Annotated in this window: 12 protein-coding genes; 2 read left to right on the plus strand and 10 right to left on the minus strand. The window is 66.9% G+C overall.

Features of this window, described 5'->3' with window-relative positions:
- Positions 1-57: 57 nt before the first annotated feature.
- Complete coding sequence (locus HALKA_RS0101065) at positions 58-1,359, minus strand: S8 family serine peptidase (RefSeq protein WP_018256252.1); 1,302 nt, start codon at positions 1,357-1,359, stop codon at positions 58-60.
- A gap of 307 nt (positions 1,360-1,666) precedes the next feature.
- Between HALKA_RS0101065 and HALKA_RS0101070 the strand changes: the two genes are divergently transcribed.
- Complete coding sequence (locus HALKA_RS0101070; RefSeq protein WP_155119344.1) at positions 1,667-2,668, plus strand: BGTF surface domain-containing protein; 1,002 nt, start codon at positions 1,667-1,669, stop codon at positions 2,666-2,668.
- A gap of 194 nt (positions 2,669-2,862) precedes the next feature.
- Positions 2,863-3,441 (plus strand): BGTF surface domain-containing protein, encoded by a 579-nt coding sequence (locus tag HALKA_RS0101075; protein ID WP_018256254.1) that lies wholly within the window; start codon positions 2,863-2,865, stop codon positions 3,439-3,441.
- Between the two features lie 24 nt (positions 3,442-3,465).
- Here the strand turns inward: HALKA_RS0101075 and HALKA_RS0101080 are convergent, their stop codons facing one another.
- The 9 genes from HALKA_RS0101080 to HALKA_RS0101120 form a co-directional block, all read right to left on the minus strand.
- On the minus strand, positions 3,466-4,824 hold the full coding sequence (locus tag HALKA_RS0101080; RefSeq protein ID WP_018256255.1) for an isochorismate synthase: 1,359 nt from the start codon (positions 4,822-4,824) through the stop codon (positions 3,466-3,468).
- A gap of 202 nt (positions 4,825-5,026) precedes the next feature.
- Positions 5,027-6,094, minus strand: coding sequence for a TrmB family transcriptional regulator (locus HALKA_RS0101085; protein WP_018256256.1), 1,068 nt, complete (start codon positions 6,092-6,094; stop codon positions 5,027-5,029).
- 141 nt (positions 6,095-6,235) lie between these two features.
- Positions 6,236-6,688 carry a universal stress protein gene (locus HALKA_RS0101090; protein WP_018256257.1) on the minus strand — a complete coding sequence of 151 codons (453 nt, stop codon included), beginning with the start codon at positions 6,686-6,688 and terminating at the stop codon, positions 6,236-6,238.
- A gap of 278 nt (positions 6,689-6,966) precedes the next feature.
- Positions 6,967-7,167, minus strand: a complete 201-nt coding sequence (locus HALKA_RS0101095) for a hypothetical protein (protein WP_012807589.1) — start codon at positions 7,165-7,167, stop codon at positions 6,967-6,969.
- Between the two features lie 82 nt (positions 7,168-7,249).
- A complete protein-coding gene (locus HALKA_RS0101100; RefSeq protein ID WP_018256258.1) occupies positions 7,250-8,392 on the minus strand; it encodes an ABC transporter ATP-binding protein in 1,143 nt (380 codons plus the stop codon).
- Complete coding sequence (locus tag HALKA_RS0101105) at positions 8,389-9,444, minus strand: ABC transporter ATP-binding protein (protein ID WP_018256259.1); 1,056 nt, start codon at positions 9,442-9,444, stop codon at positions 8,389-8,391. The genes HALKA_RS0101100 and HALKA_RS0101105 overlap by 4 nt, the downstream gene beginning before the upstream one ends.
- Positions 9,445-10,611 (minus strand): ABC transporter permease, encoded by a 1,167-nt coding sequence (locus tag HALKA_RS0101110; protein WP_018256260.1) that lies wholly within the window; start codon positions 10,609-10,611, stop codon positions 9,445-9,447.
- A complete protein-coding gene (locus tag HALKA_RS0101115; RefSeq protein WP_018256261.1) occupies positions 10,598-11,608 on the minus strand; it encodes an ABC transporter permease in 1,011 nt (336 codons plus the stop codon). The genes HALKA_RS0101110 and HALKA_RS0101115 overlap by 14 nt, the downstream gene beginning before the upstream one ends.
- Positions 11,609-11,615: 7 nt before the next feature.
- Positions 11,616-13,502 carry an ABC transporter substrate-binding protein gene (locus HALKA_RS0101120; RefSeq protein ID WP_018256262.1) on the minus strand — a complete coding sequence of 629 codons (1,887 nt, stop codon included), beginning with the start codon at positions 13,500-13,502 and terminating at the stop codon, positions 11,616-11,618.
- Positions 13,503-13,683: the final 181 nt, after the last annotated feature.

The following is a 13,683-nucleotide window of genomic DNA, read 5'->3' on the forward strand; positions in this document are numbered from 1 at the left end:
GACCTACTAAGCAGTACGCGAAGGTTAAAACGAGATTGAACGCGCGGACCACCGGCGTCACCCGGTGTCGTTGGCCACGGCCCGCACCGTCGGGGCCGGGCGGACCAGTCCGTGGCCGGTCCGAGTGTCGACGCCGTCACGACCCGCGTCGCGTGCGTGTCGTTCGAGGGAGCGTTCGACGGCTGTCGGCGATCGGTCCGGGTCCACGTCGAGAAGCAGGGCAGCCAGTCCGCCGACGTACGGAGCGCCGGCAGAAGAGCCGACGAAGCCGTCGGGCCGCTGTGCAGCCCGCAGGCGGTCGGGCGCGACCACGTCGACGCCGGTCCGACCGTCCGCGGTGGGACCCCGAGAGGAGAACGGCTCGGGTCGGTCCCGACGCAGGTCGTACGCGCCGACCGCGAGCACGTCGTCGGCGGTCGCCGGTGCCGTGATGCTCCCCGCGGGCTCGTCGTACTGGAACCGATGGGTCGGCGAGACGAGTTCGAGGTGTGCACCGGTCGCGTCGGACGGTCCGCGGACGACGACGAAGTAGTCGCCGCCTTCGAGCCGGACGGAGAGGCGCTGGTTGGGGACGCCGTCACGGTCGTAGGGCCGAGAGCGGGCGATCAGCTGCGTCCGGTTCCCGTCGGTCCAGTACAGCGACGCCCGGTACGTCTCCTCGGCGTGAGCCCGGTCCCACGAGAGCCACAGCGTCAGCTCCGTGGCTCCGTCGCTTCGCAGGTAGTTGCGGGTACCGCCGCTGAAGCGGAGCTTCCCGTCGCTGGGGTCGCCGTACTCGCCGTCCCAGTGGCCACGCGCGAGATTGCCGGTCGGCGCGACGAACGTCGCGTTCTCGGCCCGAGCGCGTTCGGCGACCCGTGCGACCCGTGCGGAGCCGTCGCCGGGCGTCCCGTAGAACGAGACCGGTGCGACGATCACGTCCGCGTCCCGGTCGAGCAGCCACCGGACGGCGCGGTGATACCCTCGCGGAGTGTCGAACGTCGCGAGCGCCAGCTCCGCGTCCGGTGCCACGCGGGCGACCAGCGACGCCGCCGCAGTCCCGTGGTCGTGGCGACCGGCGTTGCGGACCGACTGGTCGCGGCCGAACGAGCGAGTGGCGACGACCCGATCCGCGATCGACTCGTGGCCCGGATCGAACCCGGTGACGTCGACGACGCCGACGCGAACGCCGTCCCCGGTGATCCCGGAGTCGTGGATCGCGTCGAGGTCCTCGCCCGAGACGACCGGCGTCGTCGATCCCGTGCCCGCTGTGGCCGTCTCGACGGTCGGCGCAGTCACGGCGAGGACGGCGATCAGCGCCGTCACGGCGAGCACACCGATACCGACCCCCGCCAGTACGGACCGCGGTCGTCTGCCCATCACCCGGCACGTCGACCCACCGGAGTAAAACGCTACTGGACCGTTCGAACGGCGTCGACGCTATAGTAGCCATTGAAAGTTAATGCACACTCGATCGCACGATAATAGTGCGATTGGTGTGTAAATTATTTCAATCGTTACTATAGACGGCGAGCTCTCGAAATCGCCCGCAGATGGCGTAAAATCTCGTCGAAGCATTCGGCGGGGATACTTGTGTGCCGGGGGTAGCCGTCACCGGCATGTACGAACGATGCCGCCCAGAAACGACAGTCCCGCCAGCAAAGCAGCCCGAACGGGAGGTGAGAGGATGAGACGCCTCACAGCCCTCCTCGCAGCCCTCCTCGTGGGAAGTGCGATCGCGGCGACGCCGGTCGCGGCGGCCGCCGAAACCGCGACCGCAACGGACGGTACGACCGCCCCCTTCGACTACGAGGGCGACAATCTGACGCTGTCGGCCGGATACGCACAGCAGGTCACCGGCCAGCTCGATCGACCGGCCGGAACGGAGGTCTCCGTCGCGCTCCGGTCCGAAGAGAGCGACCAGCCGTTCCTCCGAAAGGACTGGGCGACCGTCCAGGAGGACGGCAGCTTCGCCGTGCAGTTCGACCTGGCCGCCATCGAACCCGACAGCGACGCCGTCGCGATCCTCTACGCCGACGGCGAGCGCATCGCCAACCGGTCGGTCCACATCGAGAGCTGTGGCGACGCCTGCTCGGAACAGAGCCGGGCCGCGAGCGACGAGTCGGCGTCGTCGGCCGGCGTGAGCGGCGACGGAGTCCGGCTCGCCGAGACCCACGTGTCGGTTCGAAACGGCGAGACGGCCGCGTTCGACGTCCAGTTCGGTGACGCAGACACCGCGACGCTCTCGCTCTCGACCGAGGGTACCGACGGCGAACCGACCTGGGAGGTCGTCGCCACGGTGCGCGACACCGACGGCGACGGCACCGCGACCGTCCAGTTCGACACCGCCGCGGCGGGCAGCGACGCGCCGACGCTGACCGCAGACGACGGGCTGACCGTCACCCGCGAGAGCACCCTCTCGGACGACGCACTCGATCCCGCCAGCTATGCCCTGGCTGTCGACGACGGCACCGAGATCGACGACCCCGAGAGCATCGGGACGGTCGCCGTCACGGCCGACAGGCAAGACGGCGACGCGTCGGAGCGCGACGAGACGAGCAGCGACGAAGGGGCACCCGCCGAGCCACAGGACAACGTGAAAAACGCGAGTATCGTCGGCGGCGGTGTCCTCGCCCTGCTCGCGGTGCTCGGGGTCGGGTTGCGCCTTCGCGACGATAGTAACAATTGAAACGGTTTACACACCGATCGCACTGCTGTCGTGCGATCGGGTGGGCATCGACGTTCAACGGCTACTATAGACGACCGCCCCGCCAGTCGGCGTCGAGGCCGAGACAGATAGACGACGCCAGCACGGGCGTAGCAATCGAACGACAATTTTTATCACCGCCATAGCTGCAGTTAGTTTTGGAATAAGAGACAACGATGTCACGCTATCGCCCACCAACACCCGTCCTCGTCGCCGTCCTCGTCAGCGCGGCACTGACCGGCGGCGTCGCCGCACAGACAGACACCGCCGAGACACCGACCGCGTCGTTCACCCACGAGGAAACTCTGACCGTCGAATCCGGACCGAACCAACAGCTCCACGGCACGACGTCACTGGAAGCGGGCGCGGAAGTGACGGTCAGGATCCGGTCGGCGAACGCCAGCGATCCGTTCATGGCGCGGCCGACCGCGACCGTCGACGAGAACGGCGCGTTCACCGTCACGGCGAACCTGAGCGACATGTCGCCGGGGACGACGTTTACCGCGGTGATCCGCATCAACGGGCACGCTCACGCGGAAACGACCGGGCAGGTCGTCGAGTGCGCGACGGAGTGTGGTTCGACGACCGGAACAGCACGGGCGACAGAGACCGCCGCGTCCGACACGGCGTCACCGACGGCCGACACGGTCACAGAGACGACGCCGACAGCGAGCGACGGCCCCGGCTTCGGCGTCCTCGGCGCGCTCGCCGGGCTGGCGATCACACTCCGAGGTCTCGTGTCGATTCGCGACTGACGGCCGGACACGCAGAGGGCCAGCCTACGGCAACTCGACTTCGAGCGCGTCCAGAATCGGCTCGAACCGCGACCGTACCTCGCCGTACTCCGTCGCCGGGTCGCTGCCGGTGACGATGCCCGCGCCGCCGTACAGCGCGAGCCGTTCGTCCCACGTCAGCCCCGCACGGATCCCGACGACGAAGGTGCCGTCGCCGTCGCCGTCGACCCAGCCGACCGGCGAGGCGTACCAGCCCCGGTCGAACGGCTCGACGTCGCGGATCACGTCGCTGGCCGCGCGTCGGGGCGACCCGCCGACTGCCGGCGTCGGGTGGAGACGCTCGGCCAGCGAGAGCACGCTCGTCTCGCTCGGGACCGTGGCCGTGATCGGGCGGTGGAGGTGCTGGAGATTCGTGATGCGCTTGATCGACGGTTCGGCGACGGTCACGTCGTCGGCGACCGGGCGTAACGCGTCGGCGATCGTGTCGGCGACGATGCGGTTCTCGACCTGGTACTTCTCGTCGCCCAGCATCGCGTCGGCCAGATCGGTGTCCTCGGCGGCGGTCTCGCCCCGGTCGGTCGTCCCCGCCAGCGCCTCCGTCTGGACCCGGCCGTCAGCCAGCGCGACCAGCGTCTCGGGGGTCGCACCGAAGAACGTCCGTCCCGGCGTCGGGGAGAAACAGAACGTCGTACAGTTCGGGTACGTCTCGCGCAGGCGCGAGAGCACCGGGGCGACCGGAACGGGAGCGTCGAGGTCGACCGTGAGCTCCTGTGCGAGGACGACCTTGTCGAGTCCGTCGCTCTCGATGCGGCCGATCACGTCGTCGACGGTCCGTTCCCACTCCTCGCGGGACAGCGACCAGTGGAACGCCGTCGCCTCGGGCTCGGTACCGTCGTGGGTGCCAGCGTCGGACAGTCGATCGGCCCACGCGTCGAGCTCGCTCGACAGTTCGGAGCGTTCCTCTTCCGGAAGCGTGACCGTCAGCCAGGTGGCGTCGTCTCCGGCGACGATCTGTGCCCGCGGCAGGACGAACGTACCGTCGTCGAAGTCGCGCCAGTGGCTCTGTGTGTCGGCGGGCACGGTGTTGCCGTCGAAGAAGGCGAACCCACCGACCGCGCGAGGGGCGGCGATCTCGGGGGCGTCCGGTCCGTCGACGGCTCCGAAAAGCTCCGTCAGGCGGTCGTCTGCGGTCTCGAATCGATCGGGGCTGTCGACGGTCACGGCGGCTGTCGCGCCGACGGCGAGCAGGTCCGGCTCCTCGGGATGGAGCCAGCAGAATCGCCGCCGGTCGGGGACGGCACCGGCGGCAGCGAGCGGGGACACGTCGATTCGTCGGGACGCGGAGACGTACGTTTCGGCACCGACCGACGCCGGCTCGGTCTCGGCCGCATCCTGTCTACTCATCAACCAAGATTAGGAGTGGGAACTTATATTTCGCTCGTTCCACTGAAAATCGGCGGAGACGAAAGTCGAGTCGGAGCCTGCAATATGAGCCTCGATTCGCGCTCTGAGTTCGTCGCTGAGTTCGATCGTGTGGCTCATCCCCGGAGCACCGCCACCACACACGTCGGGGCCGACGATCAAATAACCCACAGTCGGTCCGGACCTACTCGGCGGCGTCCAGCCGGCGGAGCCTGACGGAGCGCGACTGGTAGTCTTCGATGAACGACCCCTTGCCGCCGACGCTGACGATCCCGTCGCCGGTGTCGATGAAGAAGCTGTTTTCGAGCGTGAAGTCGTTGGTCGTCGGTTCGATGAACGCCTGCCTGATCTCCGTGACCGGCCCGGACACCGTCGTCCCAGACTCCGTCTCGACCTCGGCGTGGAGATCGACGCCGGCCTGCTCGTGTACGGTCGCGTGCAGCGTCGCCTGCCGGAACCAGTCGTAGCTCCTGGGCAGCGGGTCCGGATCGGTGACGTACAGCTCCGTCGCGGCGGGCCAGTAGGCGCTGAAGTACATCCCGAGAATCGAGCCGGACAGCTGGGGTTCCGAGACCGTCACGGCGACGTCGTCCGTGTGTGTGCCCGAGACGATCGTGGAGTCGCCGATCATCGCCGACGCGTCGTCGACCGTGTAGACCAGCGGGAGGCTCTCCTCCCAGTACCGGACCACGTCTGCGATCCCGGCGAACTCGCTGCCGTCGCCGTCGACCTCGTCCATCCCGCCGATGAGGAGGAAGACGACCACGTCGCTGTCGACGGCGGTGCGCAGCTCCGATTCGATCTCCGGGAAGACGTGTTCCGGAACCGCCAACAGCAGCTCCTGTCTCGCCGCCGAGATCGCGCTCTCGATGCGTTTGAGCGCCGTCTCGCGGGACTTGATCATCTGTATCTCCGGGGTCTCCGGCGTCGTCTCGTTGAAGCGCGCTTCGAGCGACGGCCTGATCGAGTCGAGGCGGTCCGAGAGGTTCTCGATCGCCTCTGCGGGCGGAAGCGCCCGAATCGTCGTCGGAGAGGCGTGGTCGTTGACCCGCACGAGCCCCCTGCCTTCGAGTCGCTCGGCGATGTTGTACACCGCTCGCTGGGTCACGTCCGTCGTCTCGGAGACCGTACTCGTCGAGGCCTCCCCACATGCGAGCAACGCGAGATACGTATCGATTTCCGTATCGGAGAGTCCGAAGACGCGCAGCTCCTCTCGGAGCTGTTCGTCGTCGTGTTCGTCTGAAGTCCCCATTACCAGTGCAGTAGAACGGCTCCGGCAATGTACGTGTTCATCTCGGAACCACCGCGGGCTCCGGTGAGTCCGCCGGCCCCGGGTCCGGACGGCGGCCGCGAACCTCTCGGGGCTCTCGGGGAGCAGGGACGATCGGCAGCGTTAGTCCATCGCGACGGTGACGTAGCCCCCGAAGTCGAGGATGACCCGCTGCGTTCGGTCACCGAAGACGGCCTTGCCGGTCGGCGAGCGACGCTGCCCCGGCAGGAAGATGTGATCGCAGTCCGCATCGTCTGCGAGCGTGATGATCCGGTCTGCCTGGTTCTCGTCGGCGACCTCGACGCGAACGTCGTAGGAGATGTTCTCGCCCAGAACGTCCGCAGCGAGGTCCGAAACGTCGCTCGCGAGCCCGTCGAGGATCGTGCCCTCGTCGTAGGTGGTGTGTTCGACCTGCCCGATGGCGTCGAGCGTCTCGGCGACTTCCTCGTACTCGTCGGTCGTCACGAGCGAGAGGACGACGAGGTCGCTGTCCGAGCCGGCGGCGAACGAACGCGCGCGATCGAGCAGTTGGCGATCACGATCGATGTCTTCGACGACGACGAGCGCATCTGACATTGTACTGGCTGTCACGTCAGCGTAGAACATTAAAACAGTGTCGCAGTGAGAGCGATGCGGCGTCGCACAGAACCGCCACGACGCCGCCCAGAACCACCGATCGTTTACTATGACGAATTACTGCTGGCGAACACCACACCGTGACGAGCGATCGCCACCGCGTGACGAGATGCGTCCGAGAGGAGCGGGCGACAGTTACTGCCGGCTGTAACTGTTTCAAGATATTCGCGACCACGGGGTCACAAAATTCTGTACAGACGTACAGCCGGCAGTAAGTATCAGCCGAGCAGTTCCTCGAAGGGGTCCCAGTCGGCGTAGATACACGCCGCCGACCCGAGGAAGACGGCCCCGAGCATCGCGCCGCTGAGCACCGAGATCACGAACGTCCCCGTTCCGGGTTCGATCGTCGGCGTCGCCAGTCCGAGCAAGGCGAGCAACACCGCACTCGACACGAAAAAGCCGCGCAGGACGATCGTCATCGGTGGGGACGCTCCGAGAGGGCCGCGTCGGTAATCGGACTTTCGCTCGTCGCGTCGGTGTCGCGTGTGGTCGCACCCATGCTCAGTCGTTCAGTGTCGGCGACTCGGCGGCTTCGACGCCGTCGAGGGGTTCGCTCTCCCAGTACTCGTGGTCGGGATCGGTGCGGTGGCAGGCGGCACAGCGTTCGCTCGCCGTCGCCGCCTCCTCGCCAAGTTCCGGAGCCGTGGTGGTACAGGCCTCCCGAGCCTCCGGACAGCGGGTGTGGAACCGACAGCCCGACGGCGGATTCACCGGGTCCGGGATGTCGATCGAGCGGACCGGCGGATCGGTCATCTCCTGGGCGGTCGGATCCAGATCGGCGGTCGCCCAGCGCAGCACCTTCGTGTAGGGGTGCTGGGGGTCGTTCAGGACCTCGTCTGGCGGGCCGATCTCGACGATCTCCCCGAGGTACATGATGCCGATGCGTCCGCCCGCCTCCTGTGCCAGATAGCGGGCGTTCGAGAGGTTGTGACTGATGAACACGAACGAGGTGTTGAACTGCTCTTGCAGCTCCAGGAGGAGGTTCATCGTCTCGACGCGCAGCGACACGTCCAGCGCCGAGACGGCCTCGTCGGCGAGGATCACGTCCGGATTCATCAGCAGGGCCCGGACCAGCGCGATCCGCTGCTGTTCGCCCCCAGAGAGCTGGTGGGGGAACCGGTGCGCGTAGTCTTCGGGCGGCTCCATGCCCACCCGGTCCAGCAGCGCGAAGATGCGGGCCCGACGGTCCTCGGTGGACATCTCGGGGTCCCACTTCTTCAGGGGCGCTTCCAGCGTCGTCAGGACCTTCCGGTTGGGGTTGAGCGCCGCGCCGGGGTCCTGGTGGATCATCTGGAGGGAGCGCCGGATGTCGTCGAAGGGGACGGTCACGTCGCCGCGGCCGTCCTTGGCGTCCCACACGTCCTGTCCCCGGTAGGCGACGGTCCCCTCGGTGGGGCGCTGGACGCCGATGATCGTCTTGCCGAGCGTCGTCTTCCCGCAGCCAGACTCCCCGACGAGTGCGAGCACGTCGTTCTCGGGGATGTCGATCGACACGTCGCTGACCGCCTGGACGGTCTCTGGCTCGTCGAACAGCGACTCGACGACGCCCTGTTCTTTCTCGAAGTCGACCGAGACGTTCTCCAGCGACATCACGATATCGTCGTCGTCCCGGGTGGTGCCCGTCGTCGTGGCGCGGTCGCTCACGCGTCGGACACCTCCGAGAGGTCGAACGGAACGGCGTCCTCGGCCTCGTCGGAGTGGAAGCAGGCCGAGCGGTGGTCGTCCTCGACGTCGACCCACGGCGGCGTCTCCTCGTGACACTCCCTGGTCGCGAGCGGACACCGCGGCGCGTAGTGACAGCCGTCGGGGACGTGGGCCGGGTTCGGCGCGGTCCCCTCGATCGGTCGCATCGAGTCGGTCGGCGCGTCGAGGTTCGGCACGGCCTGCAACAGCGCCCGCGTGTAGGGGTGTTTCGAGTCGTGGGCGATCTGCGTCGCGGTGCCGACCTCCGCGAGCTCGAAGGCATAGAGGATCGCCAGTCGGTCGGCCAGCCCCGCGACCAGCGGGAGGTCGTGGGTGATAAAGAGGATCGTCAGGTCGTACTTGGCCTTGATGTCGGCCAGCAAGGAGAGGATCGAGCGCTGCATCAGCAGGTCCAGCGCGGCCGTCGGCTCGTCCATCAAGAGGACCTGCGGTTCGAGGACCAGACTGAGTGCGATCAGCGCCCGCTGGCTCATCCCGCCAGAGAGTTCGTGGGCGTACGAGTCCAGAACGCGGTCGGGATCGAGATAGAGGTCGCCGAGGAGCTGTCTGGCCCGTTCCATCCCCGCCTCCACGTCGTAGTCGTGGGCCGCCAGCGTCTCCTCGAAGTGCCCGCGGATCGACATGGTGGGGTTGAACGACGACAGCGCGCCCTGGAACACCATCGACACTTCCTCCCAGCGGAACTCCTTGAGCTCCTCGGTCGGGAGGTCGAGAACGTCGACCGGTTCGCCGCCGTCTTCGGGGTAGTAGGTCACCTCACCGGTCGTGATACCGGGTTCCTCGACGGCGTCCATCATGGCGTTTGCCAGCATCGACTTGCCGCTGCCGGACTCGCCGACGACACCGAGAATCTCGCCCCGGCGGAGGTCGATCGACACGTCGTCCAGTACCATCGCGTCTCGGTGCTCCAAGTCGTAGGTGACACAGACGTTGCGGGCCTCGATGATCGGGTCCGCGCTGTCGGGGCCACCCTGCGTGCGGTGTTCTTGCATTCAGATCTCCCCCGTGGTGGCGTCGTCGTCCCCGTCGCTCGCGACGGTCTCGGCGTGGCGGGCACGGACCCGCGGATTGAAGATCCGGTCGGCCCCCTGGGCCAGCAGCGTCAGGCCCAGCGCGAGGATGATGATCGTCACCATCGGCACCAGCAGCCAGTGGAAGGCCGCGGGTGAGGACGTGGCACCGGCGCGGTTGACGGCGGCGTTCATCATCACGCCCCAGTTGACGCTGGTGTAGGGCAGGACGCCGAGGAAGTACAGGCCGACGGAACCGAAGATGACGGCGCGGGCCTGCTGGACGAAGTTCATCGTGATGTAGGGCATCAGGTTCGGAATGATGTCCCCGGAGATGATCGTCGAGGTCTCCATCCCCATGATGCGCGACGCTTCGACGTACTCGGCGTCGCGCAGGGTCAGCACCTGCGATCGGATGGCGCGTGCCAGCCCCGCCCAGGCGTTGATCGTGATCAGGATCCCGATGATCACCGGGTTCCCGTCGATCTGGAGCGCCGAGGCCAGCACGATCGTCAGGGGCAGCCCCGGAATGGTCATCATGATGTCCGTGACGATCATCAGCACTCTATCGACGGTGCCGCCCTTGTAGCCCGCGATGGTGCCGAAGGCCGTCCCGAGACAGACCGTGAAGACGGCACCCGACGCGATCATCGTCAGCATCGACGGCGTCGCGTAGACGGTCTGGGAGAGCAGACTGACGCCGGACGCGGTCGTCCCCAGCGGGTACTCCAGCGTCCGGAAGGCCCCGACCAGGTAGCCGCCCTGGTTGGGCGACGGTTCGGTGACGATCGCGAGGCCGACCGTCGCCATCAGTACGTAGGAGACGACCACGAGCACGCCCGTGCGTGCGCGCCAGTCGCTCCAGACGATCCGGGCCGGCGCGAGGAGCTTCTCGTCGATCCACTGTCGCCGCCGTTCGGCGTCGGTCATCGACACGTCGGCCATCTGCTGGAACTCCGAGACCGACGAGGAGCCCCCGTCTGCCGCGACGCGGCCGTTGCGGGCGTGGCCCGAGATCGGAGCAGGACCGGGGTCGCGGCCCTCGTCGGTGAACTGCTCGGGAGTGCCGAGCGCGTCGCCGACGGCCTCGAAGTCGGCCTCCGACCCGGGTGTCTCGCCGGAATCGCCGTCGCGATCAGTACGACTCACGGGAGCCACCTCCCTTGGCCCGCGGATCGAGCACGCCGTAGGTCAGGTCCGCGACGGTGATGCCGACGACCATCGCGATCGTGATGATGATGAACCCGCCCATCATCAGCGGGTAGTCCCGCGCGTTGATCCCCTGGATGAGGTAGAACCCGACGCCGGGGTACGCGAAGATGTTCTCGATGATGACCGCGCCGCCGAAGACGGTGCCGATAGCGATCATCAGCCCGGTGTACATCGGGAGGATGGCGTTGCGGGCGACGTAGCGCATCGCGATCCGCCGGGTCGAGAGCCCGCGCAGGCGCGCGACCCGGAGGTAGTCCTCCCCGAGCACGCGGATCGAGTTGCCCCGCATCGACAGCGCCCAGCCGCCGAACCCGACCAGCGCCATCGAGGCGATCGGCAGGGCCCCGTGATAGAGCACGCTGCCAAGGAACGAGGCGTTGAAGCCGACGGTCAGCTCCGAGGCGTACCGCCCACCCGTCGGGAACAGCTCCATCCGGTAACCCAGATATGAGATGAACAACAGGGCGAGGACGTAGCCCGGCGTCGAGTTCAGCACGAGCCCGACGCCCGTACTGGCCACGTCGAAGCTCGACCCCTCCTTGTAGGCCATGAACGCGCCCAGCGAGACGCCGACGGTAAAGGCCAGAAACAGCGCCGTCGCCGTCAGGAACACCGTCCACGGGATGGCCGGCCCGATGATCGACATCACGGGGTCGCCGTAGCGCGTCGAGACGCCGAAGTCGCCCTGCAACATCGCGGCCATGTAGTCGGCGTACTGGACGTAGATGGGCTCGTTCACGGCGATGTTGGTCTGGGCCGCGATGCGAGCGTTGATCTCGGACATCGAGAGGTCGCTCCCGCCCTGCTGGACGGCCTGGGCCCGCAGGTAATCGAGCGGTCCGCCCGGCAGCAGTCGGACCAGTCCGAAGCTGGCCGAGATCACCACGTAGACGGTGAGCACCGATTGCGCGATGCGTTTCAGTACGTAGCTCATGGCTCTCCTACTGGTTGGCCGTCGACAGCTCGTCGACGATGTCGACGGGTGTGACGGTCTCGCCGTCGCGTTCCTCCTCGTGGAGGATCGGCGATTCGAACTCGCTGGGGAGGTTCCAGGCGTTCTTGGCGTCCCAGCTGTTGAAGATCCAGTCGAAGTGGAAGTACGGGTACGAGTGGTCGTAGGAGGCCCACCCTTGGAGTCCGACGACGAAGTCGCCGTTGGAGTAGTCACTCCCCCAGTACGTGGAGTTGTCGAGCATGACTGACTCGGCCTCGATGCCGAAGTCCGTGAGGTTCGAGACGATCGTCTCGACGCCGGTCACCCAGTCCGAGAAGCCCGACGGCCCCTTGATCGGGAGTTCGAGAGGCTCGCCGTCCTTCTGCCAGGTGCCGTTCTGTTTCTCGTAGCCGGCGTCGCGAAGCAGCGACGCGGCCGCTTCGGTCTGGGACTCGCCCGGGCCGTAGGTCTCGAACTCGTCGACGACGCCGTCGAGCCAGCCGCCCTCGATCTGGTCGTTGAACTCGCCGGTCAGTCCGCTGGGGTAGGTGACTGGGAGTTTGGACTCGGTCCCGGCCCCGGAGTTGAGCGCCGCGTTCTCGCGGTTGACGACGTGGGCGATCGCTTTGCGGACCCGAACGTCGTCGACGGGCGCTTCCTCGAAGTTGAACATCAGCCCCATCCCCCAGTGACGCGGGATGAGACTGACCTGCATCGAGTCTGGCAGCTGGTTGAGTCGGTTCTGGGGCATGAACAGCGTCGCGGACCCGTCGGTCTCGTTGTTGATCAGCGAGTTCCAGCGCCCCTGGTTCTGTGGCTTGTAGAGGTACTCGGCCTCGGGGACGTTGATGTTGTCCGCGTCCGGGTGGTCCTCGTACTTGCTCAGCAGCGTGCGCTGGCTGTCGGCGTCCTCGAACTGGAAGGGGCCACAGCCGACCGGTTCGGGGGTCGTGTCGTTGGTGAGATCGCTGAGCGCCGACGCGCGCTCGTCCTCGTCGGCCGCCTCGTCGAGTGCGGTGACGAACTCTCCGTAGGAGTCGTCGTGGGCGGTGAGCCGCTTTGGCTGGAGGTACGCCAGCAGGATCGTCTCGCTGGCGGGTTCGACCAGCGTGATCTCGACAGTCGACTCGTCGACTGCCGTGACCCGATCCGACACCGCGCCCACGTCCTCGGGCGCGACGAAGTTACCCAGCGAACCGCCGTTGTAGATGTCGAGTTTGACCTGGTTGGCCACGTCCGTCGCGGTGACGGCGTCGCCGTTGTGCCAGGTCAGCCCCTCGCGGACGGTGAGCGAGACCGTCTCCTCGCCGACCTCCCAGTCCTGAATGGCGTAGCCGGTGTACTCCTGGGTCGCGAGGTTGTACTTCATGAACCGATCGAACATCAGCCGACGGGCTTCGCCGTAGTTTTGCCCGTTCCAGGGGTTGTACTGCGAGTCCTGGGGAACAGCCCACTGTGCGAAAGTCAGACGGTCGTCGTCGGAGCCGTCTGTGGCTGTCCACTGGCCCTCCCGCGGGAGCCACTCTGTGGGCCAGTACGTCTGGACCGCGTCGCTGTCGGTCCCGGGCACGTTCCAGTCGTCGGTCGACTGGAACGACTGGGCGAGTTTCTCCATGACCGGCAACACCGGGAGCGTCTGGTTCGTGATGTAGGCCAGCTCCTGAATCTTGCGCTGGGCCTCGCTGGTGGCCTGGACCTCCGTTTCGGTCTCGGTGTCGGTATCGCTCGCGTCGGTCTCGTCGCCGCCGTCGCCGGACGCCTCGGTCGCCGTCTGTTCGGCCTGCTGTCCGCCACAGCCTGCGAGGCCGGCGATGCCGGCCAGGCTGACGCCGCTGACGAAACGGCGGCGAGATAGTATCGACTGGTGCTCGTGATCGGTATGATTATTCGCCATGTTCGTCTACTGCTGTGGGACACCCCCACAATAAAAATTCCGGTAGAATGGCTTCTTCGAGATTCTCGCAGAACTTAAGTGGGAGTCTCGCTTCGTCGTTCGTGAACGAAAGCAGGCGAGCCGCCTGCACGTCGTCGAACACTGACCCACGATGACACAGCACAGCACGCACCGGCCGAGA

This window comes from Halomicrobium katesii DSM 19301 (assembly GCF_000379085.1).
Classification (GTDB): Archaea; Halobacteriota; Halobacteria; order Halobacteriales; family Haloarculaceae; genus Halomicrobium; species Halomicrobium katesii.

Coding starts and splice junctions, on each gene's coding strand:
- HALKA_RS0101065 (WP_018256252.1), bottom strand. CDS start 1,359: ATGGGCAGACGACCGCGGTCCGTACTGGCGGGGGTCGGTATCGGTGTG.
- HALKA_RS0101070 (WP_155119344.1), top strand. CDS start 1,667: ATGAGACGCCTCACAGCCCTCCTCGCAGCCCTCCTCGTGGGAAGTGCG.
- HALKA_RS0101075 (WP_018256254.1), top strand. CDS start 2,863: ATGTCACGCTATCGCCCACCAACACCCGTCCTCGTCGCCGTCCTCGTC.
- HALKA_RS0101080 (WP_018256255.1), bottom strand. CDS start 4,824: ATGAGTAGACAGGATGCGGCCGAGACCGAGCCGGCGTCGGTCGGTGCC.
- HALKA_RS0101085 (WP_018256256.1), bottom strand. CDS start 6,094: ATGGGGACTTCAGACGAACACGACGACGAACAGCTCCGAGAGGAGCTG.
- HALKA_RS0101090 (WP_018256257.1), bottom strand. CDS start 6,688: ATGTCAGATGCGCTCGTCGTCGTCGAAGACATCGATCGTGATCGCCAA.
- HALKA_RS0101095 (WP_012807589.1), bottom strand. CDS start 7,167: ATGACGATCGTCCTGCGCGGCTTTTTCGTGTCGAGTGCGGTGTTGCTC.
- HALKA_RS0101105 (WP_018256259.1), bottom strand. CDS start 9,444: ATGCAAGAACACCGCACGCAGGGTGGCCCCGACAGCGCGGACCCGATC.
- HALKA_RS0101115 (WP_018256261.1), bottom strand. CDS start 11,608: ATGAGCTACGTACTGAAACGCATCGCGCAATCGGTGCTCACCGTCTAC.
- HALKA_RS0101120 (WP_018256262.1), bottom strand. CDS start 13,502: ATGGCGAATAATCATACCGATCACGAGCACCAGTCGATACTATCTCGC.